Annotated in this window: 17 protein-coding genes; 8 read left to right on the top strand and 9 right to left on the bottom strand. The window is 53.8% G+C overall.

From position 1 onward, the window contains the following. Positions 1–112: 112 nt before the first annotated feature. The 3 genes from AC2D8V_RS09435 to AC2D8V_RS09445 all read right to left on the bottom strand — a co-directional run bounded on the left by AC2D8V_RS09435 (position 113) and on the right by AC2D8V_RS09445 (position 4,281). Complete coding sequence (locus AC2D8V_RS09435; protein WP_484733885.1) at positions 113–904, bottom strand: endonuclease/exonuclease/phosphatase family protein; 792 nt, start codon at positions 902–904, stop codon at positions 113–115. A 148-nt stretch (positions 905–1,052) separates the two neighbouring features. After that, positions 1,053–1,871: a GNAT family N-acetyltransferase gene (locus AC2D8V_RS09440; RefSeq protein ID WP_484733275.1), complete on the bottom strand. Its 819-nt coding sequence runs from the start codon at positions 1,869–1,871 to the stop codon at positions 1,053–1,055. 262 nt (positions 1,872–2,133) lie between these two features. Then, on the bottom strand, positions 2,134–4,281 hold the full coding sequence (locus tag AC2D8V_RS09445) for an adenylate/guanylate cyclase domain-containing protein (protein ID WP_484733276.1): 2,148 nt from the start codon (positions 4,279–4,281) through the stop codon (positions 2,134–2,136). A 723-nt stretch (positions 4,282–5,004) separates the two neighbouring features. Here AC2D8V_RS09445 and AC2D8V_RS09450 point away from each other — a divergent pair. Together AC2D8V_RS09450 and AC2D8V_RS09455 are read left to right on the top strand one after the other, a co-directional pair. Then, complete coding sequence (locus AC2D8V_RS09450; RefSeq protein WP_484733277.1) at positions 5,005–6,693, top strand: methyl-accepting chemotaxis protein; 1,689 nt, start codon at positions 5,005–5,007, stop codon at positions 6,691–6,693. A 272-nt stretch (positions 6,694–6,965) separates the two neighbouring features. Next, positions 6,966–7,769, top strand: a complete 804-nt coding sequence (locus tag AC2D8V_RS09455) for a mechanosensitive ion channel family protein (protein WP_484733278.1) — start codon at positions 6,966–6,968, stop codon at positions 7,767–7,769. A gap of 319 nt (positions 7,770–8,088) precedes the next feature. Here the strand turns inward: AC2D8V_RS09455 and AC2D8V_RS09460 are convergent, their stop codons facing one another. Further along, positions 8,089–9,111, bottom strand: a complete 1,023-nt coding sequence (locus tag AC2D8V_RS09460; RefSeq protein ID WP_484733279.1) for a DUF1254 domain-containing protein — start codon at positions 9,109–9,111, stop codon at positions 8,089–8,091. Then, on the bottom strand, positions 9,111–10,115 hold the full coding sequence (locus tag AC2D8V_RS09465; RefSeq protein ID WP_484733280.1) for a DUF1214 domain-containing protein: 1,005 nt from the start codon (positions 10,113–10,115) through the stop codon (positions 9,111–9,113). Before AC2D8V_RS09465 ends, AC2D8V_RS09460 begins: the two co-directional genes overlap by 1 nt. A gap of 120 nt (positions 10,116–10,235) precedes the next feature. Here AC2D8V_RS09465 and AC2D8V_RS09470 point away from each other — a divergent pair, with 120 nt between their 5' ends. Beyond that, entirely contained in the window at positions 10,236–10,964 is a 729-nt protein-coding gene (locus AC2D8V_RS09470) for a Crp/Fnr family transcriptional regulator (protein WP_484733281.1), read from the top strand. Positions 10,965–11,120: 156 nt separating this feature from the next. Here the strand turns inward: AC2D8V_RS09470 and AC2D8V_RS09475 are convergent, their stop codons facing one another. Then, on the bottom strand, positions 11,121–13,049 hold the full coding sequence (locus AC2D8V_RS09475) for a DUF3604 domain-containing protein (RefSeq protein WP_484733282.1): 1,929 nt from the start codon (positions 13,047–13,049) through the stop codon (positions 11,121–11,123). Positions 13,050–13,451: 402 nt separating this feature from the next. On the opposite strand from AC2D8V_RS09475, the gene AC2D8V_RS09480 reads away from it, so the two are divergent. The 3 genes from AC2D8V_RS09480 (at position 13,452) to AC2D8V_RS09490 (ending at position 16,886) form a co-directional block, all read left to right on the top strand. Continuing rightward, on the top strand, positions 13,452–14,111 hold the full coding sequence (locus AC2D8V_RS09480) for a TetR/AcrR family transcriptional regulator (protein WP_484733886.1): 660 nt from the start codon (positions 13,452–13,454) through the stop codon (positions 14,109–14,111). A gap of 41 nt (positions 14,112–14,152) precedes the next feature. Beyond that, on the top strand, positions 14,153–15,688 hold the full coding sequence (locus tag AC2D8V_RS09485; protein ID WP_484733283.1) for a DUF1254 domain-containing protein: 1,536 nt from the start codon (positions 14,153–14,155) through the stop codon (positions 15,686–15,688). A gap of 319 nt (positions 15,689–16,007) precedes the next feature. Then, positions 16,008–16,886, top strand: coding sequence for a lysophospholipid acyltransferase family protein (locus AC2D8V_RS09490; RefSeq protein ID WP_484733284.1), 879 nt, complete (start codon positions 16,008–16,010; stop codon positions 16,884–16,886). Positions 16,887–17,028: 142 nt separating this feature from the next. Here AC2D8V_RS09490 and AC2D8V_RS09495 read toward each other — a convergent pair whose 3' ends face one another. The 3 genes from AC2D8V_RS09495 to AC2D8V_RS09505 all read right to left on the bottom strand — a co-directional run bounded on the left by AC2D8V_RS09495 (position 17,029) and on the right by AC2D8V_RS09505 (position 19,628). After that, on the bottom strand, positions 17,029–17,907 hold the full coding sequence (locus tag AC2D8V_RS09495; protein ID WP_484733285.1) for a DMT family transporter: 879 nt from the start codon (positions 17,905–17,907) through the stop codon (positions 17,029–17,031). A gap of 584 nt (positions 17,908–18,491) precedes the next feature. After that, entirely contained in the window at positions 18,492–18,752 is a 261-nt protein-coding gene (locus AC2D8V_RS09500) for a hypothetical protein (RefSeq protein WP_484733286.1), read from the bottom strand. Positions 18,753–19,094: 342 nt separating this feature from the next. Continuing rightward, on the bottom strand, positions 19,095–19,628 hold the full coding sequence (locus AC2D8V_RS09505) for a GFA family protein (protein WP_484733287.1): 534 nt from the start codon (positions 19,626–19,628) through the stop codon (positions 19,095–19,097). Between the two features lie 172 nt (positions 19,629–19,800). Between AC2D8V_RS09505 and AC2D8V_RS09510 the strand changes: the two genes are divergently transcribed. After that, entirely contained in the window at positions 19,801–20,217 is a 417-nt protein-coding gene (locus AC2D8V_RS09510; RefSeq protein WP_484733288.1) for a GFA family protein, read from the top strand. A 311-nt stretch (positions 20,218–20,528) separates the two neighbouring features. Beyond that, positions 20,529–21,539 carry a DUF1214 domain-containing protein gene (locus AC2D8V_RS09515; RefSeq protein WP_484733289.1) on the top strand — a complete coding sequence of 337 codons (1,011 nt, stop codon included), beginning with the start codon at positions 20,529–20,531 and terminating at the stop codon, positions 21,537–21,539. Positions 21,540–21,656: the final 117 nt, after the last annotated feature.

Genomic DNA, 21,656 nt, shown 5'->3' on the forward strand with positions numbered 1-21,656 from the left:
TGCTGTCGGTTAAAGGTTCGGCGCTGGCTTGCGGTTTGAAGACGAGTTGTCCGCTCGGCGGATATAATCGTCTTTCATGTAATGAGGACAAACGCCCCTTCAAAGTTCGGCGCTAAAGCCCAAGAACAAGCGGGCAGTGATCCGAAACCTCCGGATCATGGATCACTTCGAATGATGTCACGATTTCTTCGCGGTTTACAAACATGTAGTCCGCAAACCGCCCGGGCTTTTGGTATTGGGAGTTTCGGGTGCTTTCAAAGCCGCGTCCTGTCACCAGTTCCGTCAAGCCAGCATCCGCCAGGATCGACAGGGTTTCACTGTTTGGTTCGACATTGAAATCTCCGCAGACCACGACCACGTCTTCCGGCTCGGTCACCTGACGGGATATATCAAGAAGTCTTCGCGCTTGAGAGGCACGTTCAGGCGTGTCCATCTTCCCATTAAGATCACGCAATCCGTGCATATGCGTGACACTCACAGTCCGTTTGGCCGTGTAGTCGTAGACCCTGACACCGTGGGCACTGCGAGACCGGGGGTGATCGCCATAACCAACGGGTGAGAAGTCTTTGTGAACAAAACCCTGAACCTGACCTATTACCGGAAAGGATCGATGCACGAAGGTCGCCAGCCCCCATTGCGACGGGATTGTTTCATCACCGTCCCAAAGAACGCCCTGTGCTGCCGGACAAAAGACCGCGACGTGGTCAGGCAAGATATTCGAAACATCGCGGAAAAAGTTGGCGCGTTGCGGTAAAACGTGATCCCCGTCTCGGTAGGTCAGCCAGTCCTTTTTGCTATCCGGGCTGTTAACCACCTCCTGAAGGCAAAGGATATCGGGCGCGGTGGTTTCGACATACGGCAGAAGCTCATTGCAGAGCTTTCCGCCCCAGCCGTTCAGACACATTATTTTCACCCGCAATCGCCTCCGCTTGCATGAGCACGACATTCACTGGTCTAAAGATGAAGCGCAAGTCGCGCGCGGCGCAGACCAGCAATGCAATTGTCTGACTGGCGGTTGGCGGACAAGACAGACGTTCGCAATAACTCAATGCTCAACTGGGTCGTGTCGTGAGCCAACGGTCCCGCGACATTCGATAACTTGCCCAAGCTGGGTTTTGAAACCCCCGCCGCAAATTGTCAGCGACTTTGCTCCGAACGTTATCAGATCTCGCCACTTGTGAGGGCAGTGCATCCAGAATTTTCTGAGTTGCCACCTCGATGTCCAACAAGTCTTCAGCTGCCAGTTGGCCAATTCTAACGGAAACGTCGCGCAGTGGCCCTTTCAGGACGTCGCCCTGCAATTTTGACAGCCTCCAAAGATCAAATTCGAGAACCTCTTTCATGCGCGCTTCGCCAAACGTTTGGCGTAGCGTATGTCGCTCTGCCGGAACAAAGCCAAGTCGACGCTGAACTGCATCGCTTGCGGGGTTCAGTTCAGGCCATACGCGGGTGTAGATCGCATCGACGTCGGAGGTGTCGAAAACATGCCCGCAAAGTAGTCGTGATGACCCGCTTGACACCCCTTTGCCCCAGTAGGCACGAGCCACCGCCACAAACGTCACCACAGAGTTATCCGGTAAACCCGGCGCGACAAATACACCGCGTATTCCAACAAATCGGTTATCGCTGGCTGTGTCGCGAATTGTCCACATGCCGATGTGTTCTGCATTGCCTGTGTTCCGTTTTCCGTCGATGCAAAGCGTATCAATCCACGCGTCAGTCGCTGCCAAAACACCCTCAGGCGTAGAAACATTGTGCACGAGCGTTTTTGCGACCTCGGCGTCCCCAAAAATGTAGTCCGCCACGTCTGAACGATCCGCCACCAAGCTCGGCTGCAAGCTGTATCCGGTACGCGGGAGATTGGCTTCCAATTTGCTGTCCTTTCTCAACTTGAGCCTCTTGCAAGTTGTTGGCTCAGGTCAAGGGAGGCATCACAAAATGCGTCTGTCGAAAATGCTGTTTCAGGCACTAGCAAACGTGGAGTGTGAATGTTCTGCCGACTTTGCCGCTGTTCCAAGGGCGAACACAAGCGACTTCACCGGCATTTGCCTTGAACGCTGCGACTTTCCAGACATCACGCAGCGGATTGTCGCGGTGAACGCGTCACGGCACATCAGAGGGCGCATTTGGTCGTTACTTGACCTTGAAGCTGTAGACGCCGTCCCAATCCACCGGCGGCGGTGTTTCAAGAAAGCTGCGGCATCGCCCGATATAAGCGTCAAACAGCGCGGTGTTGCTCGCCCTTTCCCTACACCGCTCCAGTGCCGTCAGCGCCTCGCCCCATGACCGTGCCTTGTAAAGCGCATAGCAATCGTTCCAGTCGGCGACTTCCGCGCGCATCGCCTCGCTGACGGCGAAAGGCCCGTCGTTCTCCGTGTCGCCAAGAAGCTCAAAAATCCTGACAGGCTTGCTGGTCCCGACCGGAGAGACAACATCAACCTCACGGAAGAAGAACGTATCACGGGTCTCGTTAACGATATCCTCGGACACGAGGACGCGGGTGCCGTACTGCTTGTTCAAACCTTCCAACCGCGAGGCAAGGTTCACGACCGCGCCGAGAGCCGTGTATTGCATCCGTGACAGCGAGCCGACATTGCCGACGATCACCCGGCCTGAATGCAACCCGAACCGCGTATGGAAAGGAAGAAGGGGTGAGGCGTGCGCCCCTTCGTTCATCTGGTCCTCGGCCTTCAAACAGGCCAGAGCTGCGCGACATGCATGCGTGGTATGGTCAGGATCGTCCTGCGGTGCATTCCACATGGCCATGATTGCGTCACCGATGTACTTGTCAACAGTACCGCCTGTTTCGGCAATACGCGTTTCCATGATCTCAAAGTACTGAGACAAAGCAGGCATCAGTTCTTCAGGCTCAAGGCTTTCAGTGCTTGCCGTGAAGCCTTGCAAATCCGAGAACAGCAACGTCACATCGCGCGCGGTGCCGCCAACACCGGTCTGTGCCCCGCTTGACACGATGGAACGGACAAGGTCCTTCGGAACGTAGGCACCGAAACTCGACAGGCCCGCCTTCATACCGGTCATCGCCGTTTCCAGTTCGGATACTTCCAGAATAGCCGAGCGCAGATTCAGATCTTCTCCAAGCTCGAAATTGCTGATGCGACGCGCTTCCTCGGCCAAAAGACGCAGGCTCGCCCCAAGCAGTCTCGACACGATCATGGTACCGGCGATCGCCAAAATCAAAGCGAGGCCGCCAATTTGCATGGCACGCGTGGTCGTGCGTTTGATTTCGCCCACGAACTCGTCCTCTGGGACAGTCAGCCCCAGCGTTGGCTGTGCACCGAAGATGCGTGGAATAGGAGCGACGGACACAAGCTGGACCGCTTGCTCCTGCTCTTCGGTCCCGGGGACCGAAAAGCGAAAGAAAGCCTCGCCGCCTGCGCGGTAGCGTGACACCGCACCCTCAATCACTGGATTCTGAATGTCGACCTCCTGTTCTTCCGTCGAAGTGACAAACCGCGTCCCCTCGCCTTCTGAACGGGAACCTGTGTAAGACATCAAGCGCCCCGCATCATCCAGCATAAAGACCAGACCATCCTCGCCGACCCGCAGGTCTTCGAGGAGCCGTGACAGCGCGGCAAGTGTCATGTCGAGGCCGGCCACTCCGATAATAGCGCCGGTTTCGTCCTCTATCCGCTGCGCGAAGGTAACCCCCGGCTCCCCGGTGCTTTCAAAGCGGTAGAGCTTTGTAATGTATAATTCGTCGGTTTCCATCGCCCCTAGAAACCATGGCCGTTCGCGGGGGTCATATGCCGGCGCGCCTTGATAGAAGGCATTTGGCACGCCGTCTTCGCCGGCCCAGTAGAAGGTTTCGGTACGCAGGTCGGGTGGCCCGTCAATGATCCTCAGAGCACGGGTCGCATTTTCAGGCACAGGCGCGTCTTCGGGGCCGAAGGTCATAAACTCGTCGGTCAGCAAAACGTTCTGGTAAAAGGCGCCGTCTTCGAGAAAACCGAAAAAGAGCCCATAGTAATGATCGTTCCCGCGCGCCAGCGCATGCAGAACGTCAAGCCCGGCAAGCGACCGGGCCTCTTCGGGAAATTCACCGACAAAGCTTGCGGCCGAGGTCACCGCGCGGCCCGTGACGCGAATGCTCGACAGCATTCCCTCCACCGATTGCGCGCGCGCCTTAACCATCTCTGTTTCAGCCGTGCGCAGCGCCAGATTGCGATTTCCGAAGTAGAGAAAAGCCACAACAATACTCAAAAGTATCGCCGTCAAGAGCGTGAAACTTGCCGCCACGCCAATCTGCAGACGCACTTTCATAAGTTGTTCATCCTCCTGACGACGGACGCATCGGACATCGATTTCGCAGTAGTGTTACAAAACATGGAGGCAATGCGCCAGTTTCCTGCAAAGCGCGCGGCGCGAACGAGGCCTGTACCCATCCAACGGCCTGTTCTTTCTACACGAAAACCGCGGCTCCACCTTATTCACCGACACCAACTCGTTGCGGCGCAAGGCAGTCCTGCAGTGTCAGTATCAAACCGACCGTGTTTTGGGGCTTTCTTAAACTTTCGCACCCCCGCGCGAAGGCCCCCTTTTCCTTCAGACGGCGTATCAATTCTTGTCGATTTTTTTCAGAGGCTGGGAAATTCCTGCAAAATTTTCGCGTTAGGCGGTTTTTAAGCTCCGGTTGCTAATTGGGGCAGATGTTTAAGTCTGCGGTTTGGATATGTACTGGTGCAATGCTGACCCTGCTTGTGGGCCCTTTGTCGCTTTTTGCTTCACAGACAGGTCGCGCTGACCCGGCTGACCTGTACATCGTCCTTGACCCTGGCAGACCATCGCTCTCCCAACAGACGCTAAGAAACTATGGGGCAAGCGGCGTTGGGCCTTTGCGCGGTGTACTGACAACAATGGTGCATGCCCCGCCTGCTGCCCGAAATCAACTTTTGCGGGCTGGGTACTTCATGTTGCCAGCAGGATCACTGTCCGCAATTTGCGGAATTGAACCCGACACAAACACCCTGAACAGGACTGGTTGATATGCATCGTCTGAAATCTCGGAACCCGATTGGCATGATTTTTGGCTTGGCGGCGGTCTTGCTTGTATGTGTTGCAATTGCCTCGTTAAGTACCGGATCACCACTGGTCTCCTCACTGGCAACTTCGTTGGCGTTTCTCGCGTTCGGCGGCGCAATGGCCCGCAGCCAACCTAAACTGGCACCTGTCGGTGCCGCCATTGCCTTGGTCGGTCAGGCAATCGCCTTTACCGCTGCATTTCAGGGGCATCCCTGGCAACTCGATAGCCACATGATGTTCTTCGCATTGTTGGCATGCTTGGTAAGTCTGCGCAGTATTGCAGCAATTCTTGCCGGCACGATCATCATTGCACTGCATCATCTATCACTATCCTTTATCCTGCCCACGCTGATTTATCCTGCTGTCGGGTTTTTTGAGAATTTGGCGCGTACCTTGTTTCACGCCGTTATCGTGTTGATGGAAACTGCCGCGCTGGTGGGGACAGTTCATCAACTCAATAGCGCTGACCGCGAGATGCGTGCTCAAAAGGAGGCACTTGAAGACAGCCTGATGGATGCGGACCGCGCTCAAAAAGAAGCTTACGTGTCCAAAGAGAGCGCCGAGTTGGCACAAAAAGAAGCGCTTGTTGCCCAATCAAAAGCAGAGACAGCTCTGGAGAAGGTGCAAAAAGCCGAAGAAGAACGTAAAGCAGCCGAACTTGAGAAACAGGCATCGGATGAGAAACGCCGGAAAGCGGACGAAGCCCGAGCCAAGGAGCAAGCCGAGGTTGTTGATTGCTTGCGCGTCGCCTTGACCAGACTTGAAGGAGGTGATCTTACGGCCCGTATCACGCAAAAATTCCCCGACGAGTATGAAACGCTTCGAACGGAATTCAATGCCGCTATGCAAACACTGGAAGAGATGGTGTCTGTGGTGGCCAAAAGATCAGAACAAATGGATGCAGATATCCGTGAGATTTCGACAGCAACAAATGACCTCGCGCGTCGCACTGAAATCCAAGCTCAAAACCTTAACGAAACTTCGGAAGCGTTGGACGGATTGACGAAAAGTGTGCGCGAGAACGCGACAAGTGTTGAGGATGCTCACCGATCTGCTCAGTCCGCGCAATCCAACGCTCAGACAAGCGGCGGTGTCGTTTCCCAAGCCTCTCAAGCAATGGAAGCGATCAAGACCGAAGCGGGCGAAATCGCAAAAATCGTCGAGCTCATTGAAGGTATCTCGTTTCAAACAAATCTTTTGGCGCTGAACGCGGGTGTCGAGGCCGCGCGCGCGGGTGAAGCGGGCCAAGGCTTCGCAGTTGTCGCCTCAGAGGTTCGGGGGCTGGCGCAAAGATCATCCGAGAGCGCAACCAGCATTCGCGCTCTGATCGAGCGGTCAAATGCCGAAGTCGAAAACGGTTCTTCGCAGATTTCCAAGACAGTTGACTCTCTGGGTAGCGTCGAAACCGAAATCTCTGGAATCGCTTCCAAAATGGACATAATTACAGGAAGCACCCACAGTCAGAGGGACCAGATTTCGTCGCTCAATTCAACAATTGCCGATATGGGAGCAGTGACCCAGAAAAATGCAGCTATGTTCGAAGAGACTAGTGCCGCTTGCGCAAACTTGGCAAACGGCGCAAAGGCCCTTTACGAACTGACCCAGCATTTCCAAGTATCCGGGAACGCATGCCAAGCAGACGCGGCGGCATAAATGACATCTGGCGGCGTCAAATAGTGTCTCGGTGAAGCCCTCGGAAAACCGGCCGCATCTAAATTATGCAGTAGATGTCGATAGAGGCGCGACGCAGACTTAAGGTACGAACATCGCACCGTCCGCTTTGCGGACAAAACGGTCAGGTTCAGATCGACTTGAAACCTGCCAAAAAATCCGCTCTATCTCTCGCTGGAAAAGCTGGATTTGATCTTGTCTTATGATCGATCTGGCAGCTTCGTTCCGGATCTATTTGAAAAGGGCTTTTTAGAATGGAAATGATGCAAGACCTTGGTGGGATTTGGCCGCTGTTGATCAACGCAGCGAAGGCGCTGGTTGTCATCATTGTTGGCTGGACAATTGCGGTTTGGGCAGGATCCACAATGCGCAAACGTTTGAACTCTATTGAGCAAATGGATGCCACGCTTGCGAATTTTGCGGGCAGCATGGTCAAATGGGGCGTCCTGCTCATTGTGCTTGTCATGGTGCTTGGCCTTTTTGGCGTTCAGGCAACAAGTCTTGTGGCTGTTCTTGGCGCGGCGTCTTTGGCCATCGGTCTGGCTTTGCAAGGAACGCTCAGCGATCTTGCCGCGGGTTTCATGCTCATTCTATTTCGGCCCTACAAGCTGGGTGATTACGTAGATATCAATGGCACGACCGGAACTGTAAAAGACCTCAACCTTTTCGTGACGGAATTGGTGACGCCGGACAATGTGCAAATCATCGTTCCAAATGGCCAGTCTTGGGGTTCGGTGATTACCAATTTCTCCGCGCACGATACACGACGCGTAGATTTGGTTTTTGGAATCGACTACGAGGACAGTGCCGACGCTGCGATGAATATCATCATGGACATTGCAACGGCAGAGCCTCGCATTCTTAAAGACCCCGCGCCTTGGGTCAGGGTAACCAATCTTGGGGAAAGCTCAGTCGACCTGACCGCCCGTCTTTGGTGCCAAGCGGATGACTATTGGGAACTGAAGTTTGCCCTGACCAAAACGGTCAAAGAGGCTTTCGACGACAAGGGCATCACCATCCCTTACCCACACTCCGTGGAAATTCAAAAGCAGGGATGAACTTCGGAGCGCTGGGGCGTCAGTGTCAGCCTCAGAATGCCGACGGTTCCATTCCTGTGACAAAACGGTTTTTGAAACCAGCCAAGAGCCAAAGCAAAAAGCTCCCAGCAGGTATTTCCATTTGGGTGCAGGCCCACAAAGTAACAAATTGACGGTCCGCACTGCAGGCAAAACGTCATCGACCAAGCACCAGAACGTAAGCTCTGGCAAATACTATAAGTGAGGAAGGGGCGGTGTCAGGAAGTGCACCGCCCCTGATGCGTCAGGCCCAAGAGAAAAAGGCGTCTGACGGAATTGCGCATCGGAACCGCGACGTTTTCTACTTGCCCGGAATGACTTTGACGCTTGACGCGATCTCGGCGACATACTCCGAAATCGCATCCGCGCTTTCGGGCTGATACAGACGGATGACCTGTGTCCATCCGGGTTGTACGTCGAGATTGTTCGCCTCACCCGGACAATTGTACCGAAAGGTGACAGAGCCATCGTCATTCACGACTGCGCCTCGGTTATTCAGCGCATAGTTCTCTTCGACGATCCAACTCTCCGCGCTGTATGTTGTCACCGAAAAGAACGCACCTTCATCAAATTTCAACGGCGGTTCTGGCAGCGTCATACGGGCACACGCGCCCTCTGCTGCATCACCTTCCGGAACAATCGTCGATATGTAGACCGCGTCTTTATAAGGTAGTCCCCCCCAGCCTTTCGCCGTCGCGATCAAGAACATCTCGGGATCGACATCTTCAGGACGTCCGAAAAACTTTTCGGGTTGGTCCGCTTCGCCCGCACGAGCAACCAACGCCGCGCGCACCTCATCCTGACTGTCCCGGTCAAACCCTTTTGGCGGGTATGGTTCTGCAGAGCTTGCCTCGATCAGAAACCCATCCTGATGTGCGTGCGCTTCGCTGAGCCCGGCTTCATCAGTGGACTTCAAACCAGTTCGCATGTTCAGAAAGACATACCGACCGGTGGTAAGGTCACTTGGCGTCAGCGTCACACTCTCGCCTGCATAGAGCACATGCAATGTATAGTGAGCTTCATCGATGATCTGGATCATCGACAGGTAGTCCCAATCAGGATTGGTGATCGTGGCACCGCCCTCGGTATCTACCACAGCGTGACTGTACAGAACGTCTTTGTTCTCAGTGATGACGAATTGATTTTCAGGGCTGGAAGGCTCTCTGGAATGGCGGATGGTGTTGACCGCATGTTCCGCAGAATGGTCCGACATATACAGATCGGTTTCGGCGATGGTGAAGTTTTCCACCGTCACTTCGACATCGTCAGCCAAAGCCGTGCCGACACCAAAAACAAAAGAAATTGCTGCAAATGCCATACGCATCAGGATACCTCCTCTACATCAGGTAATTGGTAAGTGCGTTCGAGTACCGCGTCATCTGGCCGGTAAATCCGCATCAGAAAGTTCCAGCCGTCTGTGATGTCCACTCGGTTGAGTTGTTCTTTGCAATGCTCCTCGGACCCGTAAAAAACCGTGAACGTTCCGTCGTCATTCAGTGTGACATTGCGGTCGTTTACGATCGCATTCTCGCTCTTCATGAAACCGTCATCGCCATAAAGAGTGATGGACCAGAAAGCGTCATTTGGCGGCACATCATAGGTCGCTTTGTAACACTTGTCGGCAGGGCCCGGCCCGGTGTAGTTGATGTAGACCGCGTCCTTTTCAGGGAAGAGACCCCAAGCGCCCGCAACAGCCAGGTGCCGCGTTTCCTCATTTACTGTGCCGCGTGGTCCCATCCAATCTGCTTCGTACTGGCTGTATTTCTGGAATTCCGTCTCATACTCGGCGCGCAGGCTCAACATGCTGCCAACGTCCCACTTTGGCTGTGGAAACAGATCATGGCTCGAGGCCTCAATGATGAACTTGTTCTGCATCTCATTGACCAGCGCAATGTCGTCAGGGTCTTCCGTGTCCATGACCTGAATTCGCTGGATCAGGCTGATGTATTTCGTATCGTCGGGTAACTCGTAGGTCCCGGGTTCGTAGTACACCACCGGCGCATAGTGATCGTTGTCGATCACAAGGATAGAAAAATACCGGTCATCGGGGAATTCGGGGATGGTCAGCGTCGCGCCGCCTTCTGTGTCGACCACAGCCCCTGCATAAAGCGTATCGAGGTTCATGCGCACCACAGCCTGTGCATCCAGCGGCGTGGGCTTGCGAATGTAATAGAACCGGTTGACGTCGCTACCTGCATTCAACTGAAATTGCGCAAAGGACATGTCGACTTCTGCGCGGATATACGTGTCTGGCGTGACGATTTCCTGCGTATATCCTGCGGAGGATAAAAGACTGACGGCCGCAGCCGACATCCCTAATTTCTTCATTTAGAAATCTCCCAATTAAGCTTTGCAAAACTGAATCTGCGATCTGCATGAATCATTGTCTGCCAGAAGCTTAGCGCCCCCTTCGGTCGAACATTGACAATTAGTGGTCAAAGTGCGCCGATGTCACGAATAATTCATACGGTGGAAAATATGGAACGGGACAAGGGGTTAGAATTACTGGCGCGCCGCGGCTGGTTGAGCCGCGTCGATGACGAATTCAGAGAAACTCTTCTGGAAAACGCTGAGTGGCGGAGTTTCGATGCCGCAGAGCAAATCACACTTGCCGGCGATACAGAAGGCGACCTGATCGGTTTGGCAGAGGGTTTTGTTGCGTTCCACATAGCCTTTGGGCAACCCTCGGCCCCTATTTTGCACATCGGATCGCCGGTTTTCTGGATGGGCTATCGGCCAATCGTGGCGGATGAGGCGCGGATTGCGACAGCGACGGCGCAATCAAAAGTCTGGTGCGCGACAATAAAGCGGCGGCGCGTTCGGGCCATGCTGGATGACAGACCCGACTGGTGGCGCCATTTCGTTACCCTGTCGCTTGAATATGGCGATGCCGCCGCGTTGAGCGGCGCTGATCTGCTGATTGCCAATGCCGAGGCACGTTTGATTGCGGTTTTGCTGCGATTTGCCGGACTTCGGGGCGCAATACCAAATGACGATCCGGTTCTTGTTCCGGTAACCCAACAAGAACTCGCCGGCGCCACAAACCTGTCTCGCAATTGGGTCGGAACGATCCTGCGGAAACTTGCAACCGCAGGCTGGATTGAAACCCGATACAATGGAATAGAAATCACAGATCGCGACGCGCTTCTGAGTGCATTGGCAACGCATGAAACCTGACTGGACGTGCAAAACCATATTTGGTGATGCCGCCTATTCTACGCCTGCTTTGGGTTCACAGAAGACGCGCAATGTGCATACGCGACCTGCCGCGTGGCAAATAAACCAGACACAGGTTTGAGCTTACTTGTGACTGCTAGGTCACCACACTCCAATTTACGGGTTGTACCAGATCGGAGATGAATACGCCCTCTCCTGCCCCTTCAGCTTCACGCTTTCAGGGAACTCAACGTCAAATTTCACCCGGTCATAGGCAGTCCATCGCGGCGTTGGAATTTCTATCACCCGAGCGTAGTAAAACGCCCTGAGGGATGGATCAAAATCAGGGTCCGTCCAGACCGCCCCCAGTTCCGATGCACCAATTGTATTGGTCCAAGTCGGTACCGACAAATCCACCGTATCTCCCACCGATGGCAATTTCCCGTTTTCATCGGGGACCCGCTGATCAGACCAAGCAACGTTGTAGACGCGTTCTTGCGTGTTTCCCTCGGCATCAAGCCAGCCTTTGACAATCTGGATGCGGTCAATGTTGGCACCGATTGGATCCCGCAAGGCATAGACCAGAAAACTCGGCGGCGTATCCGCACCTTGATTGCTGGGAAGATCCGTGCCCATCGGTACGCCTTTGGCGTAGCCGACTTGTGCAAGATCGCGGGTGTTTGCGTCATCTGCTTGGAAATCCCAACCGCCGAAGAAACGCAGTCTCATACGATTGCCGGTGGTGGCATAGACTTCGCGGCGCTCCATTGCATCAAAAATCGCACCACGCGTGTTTTCCGAGGCCCAGACAGCGGTCAGCCCGGAAGTAATGTACTGCCACGCTGCAATACCCGCCGATCCATCTTCGGTTTTGTTGGAAAAGTGAATCTCGCCGTTCTCAACGACACGGTCCGGTGACGGCTCGTAGGTTGTGAACTTGTGAAAGAAGTTGTTGTTTTCCATTGTAGTCAGACCGACATGCGTGTCACTCGCGCCGACCATTCCGAACTTAAAGGGGTTCACTCCCAATGAGGCTTCGAGTTGCAAACCGCGCTGCAAACCTGAACGCGCATATTCGCCCGGCAACATTTCGGGTGTCTTCAATTCTGTAAGGTCCAGATTGCCCACATCCCAGTTTTCAAAGTCAGCAAATTCATCATCTGGCGACAGTAACGGATGGGCCTCTCCGTCACCTTTCATCTGGGTTGCTTCGTACAGCCGCTCCCATTTCTGGCGCGTCTGCGCGTATTCAGCATCCAGTTCAGCACCCTCGGCAAAATCGTCCTGAAGCGCAAACATCATACCGTTTGAAAGGTTTCCGTTGTGGGGAATGGCAGTGACGTCGCCGCCGGTTGTTTGCTCGTAGTTTTCAAGCCACGCCCATAAATCCCGCGGGTTGCGAGAGCCGAGCGGCGGTGTCGTTGTGTATGGCAAGACCTGACCCGCACGCTCAGGCCCGTCTCTGAAGATCACATTGCGGTGCAGGTTGTTGCCGGCAACCAACGAGGTCCATTCAAAGGCAATGAACGTCGTAAAAACTCCCGGATCATAAAACTCTTCCGCTGCCTGAACGATGTCGTCCCAGACACGTTCATATGCAGGGTTGCCTGGCTGGTAATTCAATTCCGGCGATATCGTTCCCTGCGCGAACTGGTTGATCAGCCGGAACATGGCATCTGCGGCAACCGTCCCACCCTGATTGAAATCCTCGTGAAAAGACTTGCCGTCAGGGTCAGCCATAATGTTCGGCGCACCTTCCAAGATATCAATGATGGCACCCATGGCGTCCGAATGATCCGTGATCATGTAAAAATCGAGAGGTCTGGAAAGCTTGACGGGTTGCCCCGTGTTGGAGGTCACCTGCTCGCCACTTGCAAGACGATACGCATCACGCGGCATCAGCCTTGTTCCCGATCCACCCGCATCGGCAGAAAGGCCGGTATGAACATGCGTATCGCCAAAATACACATTCGTTGGAAAGGACCGGTCGGCGTAGGGAGAATATGGTCGCCCGGTAAAGATATCTTCAGAGACGCCAGAAGCGTCCTGAGCCTGAACAGTTCCAGCCAAAACCGCTATTGCAGCAGCACAGTACAGTATTCGCATCACATCAGTCCTCACACCCGTTGCGTGTAAAAGTATACGCTACGCTGCCAGATTCGCCCACACAATTCAGCGGTATAGGACATCTAGCGTAGATAAGCCTGTGCGTGGTTTCAGCGTCATGCACACGTTAAATGTGCATAGTTGGCTGTCGGCTCTGCGGCGACTGCGAACGCTCATCCAGCCAATCGAAGATGGGCAGCCGCCCGATGTTCGACGCATCAAAGGGAACGCGGGCGGTTCAGGCTTGAACCGTTCAAAGCACAGGAAACAAATAGGACTTCCGGACAGGATCACGTGACAGTCTGATTATTCTAGCCAATCTGACGCTGTGTCAGTTAAACTGACACTATGTCAGAAAGAATCGCATCCGACCTCCGCCGCAAAGCTGTTTCTGCGAATGTGATGGCGCCAAGTAAATCCGCACTAACGAGGACAGCCATCCTCAACGCGGCTATGCAGTTTTTGCAAACAAACGATTTTCGCGACCTCACCGTCGGCAATCTCATGGCAAACGTGGGATACAGCCGGGCCACTTTCTATCAATATTTCAACGACCTCCACGGTTTGATGGAAACACTGCTGAACAGCGTGAAAGGTGACATCGTTGATGGCGCACAAGCTTGGCTTTCCGGCGAGGGCGATTCAGCCTCCAGTCTGCAGCTCAGCCTTGCGGCGCTCGTGGACGTCGGGTCTGAATATGGGTTTATTCTCAAAGCCGTTTCAGATGCTGCGTCCACCGATAACCGGCTGGAACAGGTCTGGGAGGCTTTCCTTGGGTCTTTTGACGAACTTGTGGCCGCACGCATAGCCGAGGATCAGGCCAAAGGCGTCGTCCCCCAGTTTGATCCATATCCGGTGGCAAACGCACTTAACAGAATGGATGCCAGTATCCTGATCAGTGCATTTGCTCGTGAGGCGACAGCAAACAAACAAGACGTTTTATCGGCTATTTTGCGCATCTGGCTTTCGACGCTTTATCCAGCCGACGCCAAAAAGCTCTCCGCTTTGGTCCAGCAAAACGAACAATCGGCACCCAATAACAATAAGAAAATCGGCAGTTAATGCCGGATACACAAACCAATCACAAGCAAAGGACGCATGTAATGAAACTGACGCAACGAATAGCCTTGCTGGCCAGTTCTATCGCGGTTCTGGGGACAGCTACGCTAACAGATGTCTCGGCTCAGGAACCCCCAAAGATGAAGATGACGACCGAGATACCAGATGGGATCACCACGCCTGACAGCATTGAAACCCAACTGGGTGATCTCAACTTCTTTGATGGCGTTCCGGATGCGGAAGCGACTGAAAAAATCTACAACCTTTATGATTTTAGCCAAGCCTATCAAGCCTATATGAGCGGGGTAAAAATCGCGTCGATGGATGCGATGCTGCGCGGGATTGAAGAGCAGGCCCCCGCAAATACCCATGTAGCGCAGTTTGCTACTCTGATGGATTCCAAAACACTGTTCCTGACGCCCAACACCACGAGCGTCTACCAGACTGCATCCTTGCGCATGACGGACGAGCCTTGGGTCATCGAAACGCCACCGAACGTGCTCGGCTTTCTGAATGATGCGTGGTTCAAATACGTCATGGATTTCGGGAATCTCGGCCCGGATGAAGGGCAAGGTGGCAAGTTCCTGATCCTTCCCCCCGGATACGACGGCGAGGTCCCCACCGAAGGCTACACGGATGTTGTGCGCACGAACACCTATTCGCACTGGGTGATCTGGCGCGGCTTCACGGACGAGAACGGCTCCCCTGACTTGGCAGTCCAGCAGACGCAAGATCTGTTCAAAATGTATCCGCTGTCTCAGGTCGATAATCCGCCCGAGATGACCTTTGTTGATGTCTCCGGCGTGGAGTTCAACACGATCCACTTGATGGACGGGCGCATTTTCGAAGAGATCAACAACATCGTGCAAAGAGAGCCTCTGATGGGCGAAAGCCCGGAGCTTCTGGGATATCTGGATGCAATCGGCATCGTAAAAGGTCAGGAATTCGCGCCGGATGAGCGTATGCAGCGTATCCTCGAACGTGCTGCTGCTGCCGGGTCTGTCACGGTCAAAACCCTGATTTCCAAGCCACGCGATGATCTTGCTTATTGGTATCCGGGCGAGAGCTATTGGCAGAACGCCTTCCCCGGCAACGAGTACACCTTCACGCTCAACGGTGCGATGCAGCATGATTTCCGCGCAGCGTTCCACTTCTATGCTACCGGGATCACCCCGGCCATGGCCTTCAAGTCCCCGGGCAAAGGATCCCAATACGCCTTTACCTACCGCGACGCGGATGGGAACGCGCTGGATGGCTCCAAAACCTACGTTATGAATGTGCCCGCTGACCCGCCTGCCAAAGACTTCTGGTCTTTCACACTTTATGACAACCAGACGCGGTCCATGCTGCAAACCGACAAGCAATTCCCAGCCCTTGGAAGCAACGATGCAGGCGTTCAACAGAACGACGACGGGTCAGTCGATATCTACTTTGGACCTGAAGCGCCTGAGGGCAAAGAGAGCAATTGGCTTCAAACCGTGCCGGGGAAAGGCTGGAACACAATTCTGCGGCTCTATGGCCCGCTTGAGCCTTGGTTTGACCAAACCTGGCGTCCAGGTGAGATCGAACTCGTCGAATAGTCGCAGGTCATTAGTAACCGAATGGTGGGCCGCTTTGTGTGGCCCGCCGGCAAAAATGAAAGCAGACGCCGCCGTACCCGCAGGTAAAGGGCTGCTATTCGCCCCCCCACTGGGTTGCGGAATCTGACACTGCCGTCTTCTGGCGGGATACAAAGATTCTGTTTGCATACTGACCGCCCTCTCCGCGAACGAGCAACCATTCGCCGGCCTTTGGCGAACAAAAGCTTTTTGAGCCTGTTTTGCGATGACTAGCCTGAGATTTTTTTGAATTTCCGGAAATACAAGTGGACTTACTCGCAAACACCCCCATACAGGACAGATGCTTGCACGACCCGCCGCGTATATCTGGCAACACCTTCGCTATATCCCTTTGTGGACGGCACTAACCTATTCGAAATGGCGCGGGTTTGACGACAGAGCTCGCAGCCTGGGCAATATTTTTGGCTGGGCGATGCGCTGGGTACCAATTGCGCGACGACGGTTTGACCGCGAGGTTCTGCGCATCTATCCGGATATGGCCCGTGCCGAGCGCCTGAGCCTTAGTCGCAAGATGGGGCAGAATATGGGGCGTACCCTATTTGAGGTCTTCCATAACACCAAGTTTCAGGAACGGCAGGACAAGTTCCACATATCAGGCCCGGGCCTCGAAATACTGCAAAAGGCGCGTGCCGAGGGAAAAGGCGCGATCCTTGTCTCAGGACATTTCGGTCAATGGGAAGCCGTGCGAGCGGTGCTAAAACACCGGGGAATGGAAACCGCAGGGGTATACCGTCCTCAGAGCAACCGACATTACCAACGACTATTGGCCCGCGGGATCGAGCAAGGCGGCAAGCCTGCCCTGAGCACCGGACCAATTGGCACAAAAGCCATGGTTCGCCACCTGCGGTCAGGGGGGTTTGTTGCGATACTGCTGGATGAAAAAACCGTAGACGGCGAGATGCTGCCGTTTTTGGGTTTCGACGCGCTTACTTCACTTGCAGCCGCGCGCCTCGCTCTGAAATACAACGTTCCTTTTATGCCGGTCTTTGGCACAAGGCGCGAAAACAGCAGCGACATAGATGTGGAGTTCGAAGCCCCGATCGAGCCCACTGACCCGAGCACGATGACGCGTAGCTTCAACGAAAATCTATCCGCCCGGATTCTGGAAAAACCCGACCAGTGGTACTGGCTTTTGCGACGGTGGAAGGACATGCGGTGACGGACGAGGAACCCTTCGTGGTTCTGACGCCGCGACATGCCGCGTATCCGTCCCGTGCAGGATAGGATTTGAGCCTGCGGTTCGATATGACAATTGCCGGAAATATCCTTCGGCACCGGACCCTATTTCCGTTACATTCGGGCTAAGTCGCTCTCGATATTTTAGTCTCACGGTGCCAGACATATATACCCGCAAGCGCAATGATTGATGCTCCCAAATACGTAAAGGCGTCGGGAAATTCACCAAAGATAACCATTCCCCAAACCGTCGCAAACAGCAATCCGACATAGGAGAAGGGCACGATTGCACTGGCTTCCGCAATAATCAAAGCCCGGATCAGGCAGAAATGGCCAAGTGCACCGACGCTGCCCAAACAAATCATCAAAACTGCAGCCGTGAAATCAGGGCGCACCCAATAAAATGGAACAATCGCGCTGAGCACCAAGGCACCGAAGGCTGCGGTGTAAAGCAGCGAAGTCCAGGGATCTTCGTCACGTCCCACAAACCGTGTCGTTAATGCATATCCCGAATACGCCACGGCGGCGCACAGCGGCAGCATCGCTTCGCTTGAGAAAACATCAGAGCCGGGCCGAATAATGATCAAAGCACCGATCAACGCCGCCCCCACGCCAATCGCGCGTCGCAAACCGAAGCGTTCACCAAGGATCAATGCCGCGCCCAGGGTGATAAGGACTGGATTAATCGACATGATTGCAGCTGCGTTCGCCAAGCCAATGGATACAAATCCAAAGAAAAAGAACGACGTTGCAATGAGCAAAAAAATCGAACGCAACAACTGCAATCCGGGATATCCGGTTTTCAGAACAGTCTTCATGCGCGGCGCAATCAATACCGCGACCACAACAGTTTGCCCGGCATAGCGCGCCCAGATCGCAACAACTGTGTCAGTGCGATGTGCCACTTCCTTTGCCATCGCATCCATGACACTGAAAAAGAACATCGTGGCGATCATTAACAAGATGCCCAACCCGGCACTGCTCAACTTGGTTTTTGCGATCATTCCGGTCTCAGTATTGTCTCGGGGAGCAGTTATTGCCCGTGGTCATCCTTTACACCCGATGATCGCGGTACAGTTGATCACCTGAAATAGAGCAAAACAAACGGCAGAGTGTCTCTTGTCGCCGTTCCGCCCGGCGTTTTCCAGACCAAAAGAGGGAAAATGCCATCCAACTGACAATCGCAGGCTGCCTGCGCTGTCACAGAGCAATCGTCGAAACAAATTTCCGCTTCGGCCTCACTGCAGGCATTGGCCCGTTTTTCCGAAACGACAGCATTGTCGCGCAATTCGGACCCGGAGCTTTTCCGGGCAAGACCTGCTTGCACCGCAAAAGCTGATATTTACTCGCAAATGTGGAAATCAGCGACTGTCAAAGACCGCTTTCGTCAGCACCGGACGTTGGTCAAAATTGGGCGAAAACGCGCTGCAGAAATATCCCTCATTCACCGCACCAATTTGAATGTCCGGTCGTCGTGAGAACCGGTCGCTGACGCTGTTTCAGATGTGCAGACGATTTGTTTCCATTCTGGCGGTAATATGCCGACTAAATGCGTTTCGGAACTGTTGCAGCGTGCCGTAGGTGCTACTCAATTGCGGCCGGGGCGTTGGTCCACCGCGTACTGCACGACCGCTTCGCAATCTCCGGGGCTTTCCGGCAGGCATTTGTGATACTGGCTGCGCACCCTGACACCGGACAACTGGTATGGGCCATTGGGGCCGTCCGCTATCCTGGTCCGAAAAGGGTACTGTTCACCGTTCACGGTAATCGTCGAATGCGTTACATCAGAAGTTTGCGCGCATCCGGCGACAATTATCAGATTTAAAGCGATCGCGTATCTCAGTTTCATCGGCACTTTTCCTCATCATTGTGCGAGTCGCGGAACCGGAAAGAATAGTGCGCCACCGCCTCCTGACTAGGCGGGTAGGAAGTTTTTACAACGAACCGTGAGGGAACCCTCCCTGATCAAATCGCTCAATAATGTCCCTTCGGCGCTGACGCACGACTGCCTAGCGATCAGAACGGTCCTTCAGCGAATTTTGGTGAGTTTCGGCTGTTTCGCCTCAAGCCGCCGTTCGCGTATAGAATTTCGAAACTTTGTTTCTGAATGGCCGCTTACCACGAGCGCGGAAGCTTTGCATATATAAGTCAACTTACGCTCTGCGGGACTTTGCCGCCATTTCCTTTGTACCTACGACGTGGGTCCGCCCCGCACCGTGAATGGCGAGGAATGAACAATTGGTTCAATCGCGCTGCCGTCGTTTTCGGTGGCGTGACGCTCGAAGGTTTTGCAATCCGCCGGCAAAATTGTCCCTGCGCGCGCTTCGGAGACAAAGATATGCTTGCTGTTCTCGGGCGTCACGACAACTGCTGCCGGTGTGTCCAGCGTTCCGACAAGGAGTCCAATCCTATCGGGCCAACGTTCGAAAGTGAGCGCCAGCTTGGTCCCACAATCGGCACAGAAATGGACATTGACATCCTTACCACTGCCTTCTGATGGCAGCGTATAGATTGACGGGCTACTCCCGGTGAACGTGAATGGCCCACGCTCGAAAATTGGTTCGATCATTCGATCTGACCCGGTGGCGCGCTGGCAGAATCGACAATAGCAGATGGTCACCCAAAGTGGTTCACTTCCAGTGTCGTAGCTGACTTTGCCACACAGACAGCGGCCCTTGTATCCGGATGACATGTCGCTCTCCAACCTGTTCACTTCATCAGCCATTAGGATCAAGGAATGGTCTGAGATCAACAATTTCAGTCATTCCATGAGTGTCAGCATTGGGTCCAGATCGCTCGCCTGAAGGGAAATTGTTCTTTTGTACTTCGTTAAATACCACTTCAAATAAGCTGATATGGTATGATCTGACCAATCGGCTTGTTCAGAAGGAAAAGAGATGTCCCGGCATAGTGCATCGTGCCAATGCGGTAACTTGAAACTTACGGCGAAAAACGACCCTGATATATGTATTGTGTGCAATTGTATCGCTTGTCAGAAACGCACAGGCTCTGCCTTCGCGACCGTTGCGTACATACCTAAATCAGTCGTATCGATCGAGGGCGAACGCAAAAGCTGGAGGCGGACCGCGGATTCAGGCAGGGATGTGGAAAGTTTCTTTTGCCCGACATGCGGAACGACGGTCTATTGGACGCTGGATTTTCGACCAGACCATTTCGGCGTCTTGATCGGCGCATTTGACAGTTCGCGTCCTGATCCGGTGCGGGTGGTTTGGGCCAGTGAGAAGCGACCTTGGGTGCACTTCCCGGAGGAAATGGAAATTTTTGAGAAGGGATCGCCAACACCAAAGGCATAGCTCTCCAAAAGCACTGCTTTCACGAAAACTGCTTTGGGCTCCGAGCGGTCCTTCATCGAATTTTGGTGAGTTTCGGCTGTTTCGCGTTAAGCCGCTGTTCGCGAATAGAAATTTGAAACTTTGGTTCTGAATGACAGCTTACCACTTGAGCGGACGCTTCCCAAAAATAAGTCGACTTCCGCTCTGCGGACAAAGCCGCCAACCGGCTACTGCGGATCATCGTTGTGAGAGATCGGGTCCCATTGAATCATTGATTGTTCGCCTGACACTTGGATATGCTTCAATCGCAAGTGCCTCGGAAAGGGGAAGTCATGTCAAAGAACACGCCGCTAATTTCCATCGTCTTGGCATTGTCCTTCGCTGTTACAGCTACTGCAGCGGAACTCGTGAATGTCAGGAACTTTCCACAAGCCGAAACGGAAACCTATTTCAAAGCGATTGTGGCGCAAGGGGCGTTGGGCCAGATCACCCACGAACGTGAATTGGCGCCAATTGACGCCCAAACGGTTGTTCAAATGAACAGGGATACTCTGTATTCCAGTGCAGTCTTTGACTTGACTGAGCCAGTCACAATTACAGCTTCAAATGAGGACGGAAGATTTCAATCCTTCCTAATCATAAATCAGAAGAACTTTGTGAAGGGTGTTGAATACGCTCCGGCAACCATTGAGTTGACGCAAGAGGACATCGGCACGCGTTACGTTACTGTGCTTGTTCGAACTCTTGTGGACGTAGACAATGCAGACGACGTTCAATTGGCCCACGCCGCACAGGACAGCATTTCTGTCAGTCAGACTGATCCGGGAACGCTAGAGCTTACCGATTGGGACATGACCACTCTGAATGACGTGCGGCAGAAGCTTAAGGCACTTGCCGAGTACGAGCCCGATACAGTTGGTCGTTTTGCCGATGAAGATGAAATTGACCCTGTAAATTTCCTGATTGGGGCAGCGATTGGTTGGGGGGGCAACCCGCGTGAAGCGGCCGTCTATTTCCCTTTGGTACCGGAACAGAACGATGGCACTCAGGCTTTCACGATGAAAATGAAAGATGTGCCGGTCGATGGTTTCTGGTCACTGAGCGTCTACAACGAAGACGGTTACTTTGTTGAAAACGAATACGATGCATACTCCATTAACAATCTGACTGCCAAAACCGAAGAAGATGGAAGCGTTATCATCCACTTTGGTGGAGATCCGGATAGCCCCAACTATTTGTATCTGCCCGAGAACTGGAAGTATTTGATGCGCCTTTATCGGCCTCAGCAGGACGTCATAGACGGCTCTTGGGACATGCCTCAACTGGTTCCAGTGAATAACTGATGAAACGTCGCTTGGCCTGTACTTTGTGGTGTAGGTTTGGGCTCTGAGAGGACTTTCGCGCGGCGGAGCATCAATGACTGCTCTGCGGGCTGGGCCGCCTTTCAGCTTCCCTGATAG

Source organism: Roseobacter sp. YIN89, assembly GCF_057219365.1.

Bases quoted from the DNA above. Each gene is read 5' to 3' on its own strand.
- AC2D8V_RS09435 (WP_484733885.1), bottom strand. From the start codon at position 904: ATGTGTCTGAACGGCTGGGGCGGAAAGCTCTGCAATGAGCTTCTGCCG.
- AC2D8V_RS09445 (WP_484733276.1), bottom strand. From the start codon at position 4,281: ATGAAAGTGCGTCTGCAGATTGGCGTGGCGGCAAGTTTCACGCTCTTG.
- AC2D8V_RS09450 (WP_484733277.1), top strand. From the start codon at position 5,005: ATGCATCGTCTGAAATCTCGGAACCCGATTGGCATGATTTTTGGCTTG.
- AC2D8V_RS09455 (WP_484733278.1), top strand. From the start codon at position 6,966: ATGGAAATGATGCAAGACCTTGGTGGGATTTGGCCGCTGTTGATCAAC.
- AC2D8V_RS09460 (WP_484733279.1), bottom strand. From the start codon at position 9,111: ATGCGTATGGCATTTGCAGCAATTTCTTTTGTTTTTGGTGTCGGCACG.
- AC2D8V_RS09465 (WP_484733280.1), bottom strand. From the start codon at position 10,115: ATGAAGAAATTAGGGATGTCGGCTGCGGCCGTCAGTCTTTTATCCTCC.
- AC2D8V_RS09470 (WP_484733281.1), top strand. From the start codon at position 10,236: ATGTCACGAATAATTCATACGGTGGAAAATATGGAACGGGACAAGGGG.
- AC2D8V_RS09475 (WP_484733282.1), bottom strand. From the start codon at position 13,049: ATGCGAATACTGTACTGTGCTGCTGCAATAGCGGTTTTGGCTGGAACT.
- AC2D8V_RS09480 (WP_484733886.1), top strand. From the start codon at position 13,452: ATGGCGCCAAGTAAATCCGCACTAACGAGGACAGCCATCCTCAACGCG.
- AC2D8V_RS09485 (WP_484733283.1), top strand. From the start codon at position 14,153: ATGAAACTGACGCAACGAATAGCCTTGCTGGCCAGTTCTATCGCGGTT.
- AC2D8V_RS09490 (WP_484733284.1), top strand. From the start codon at position 16,008: ATGCTTGCACGACCCGCCGCGTATATCTGGCAACACCTTCGCTATATC.
- AC2D8V_RS09495 (WP_484733285.1), bottom strand. From the start codon at position 17,907: ATGATCGCAAAAACCAAGTTGAGCAGTGCCGGGTTGGGCATCTTGTTA.
- AC2D8V_RS09500 (WP_484733286.1), bottom strand. From the start codon at position 18,752: ATGAAACTGAGATACGCGATCGCTTTAAATCTGATAATTGTCGCCGGA.
- AC2D8V_RS09505 (WP_484733287.1), bottom strand. From the start codon at position 19,628: ATGGCTGATGAAGTGAACAGGTTGGAGAGCGACATGTCATCCGGATAC.
- AC2D8V_RS09510 (WP_484733288.1), top strand. From the start codon at position 19,801: ATGTCCCGGCATAGTGCATCGTGCCAATGCGGTAACTTGAAACTTACG.
- AC2D8V_RS09515 (WP_484733289.1), top strand. From the start codon at position 20,529: ATGTCAAAGAACACGCCGCTAATTTCCATCGTCTTGGCATTGTCCTTC.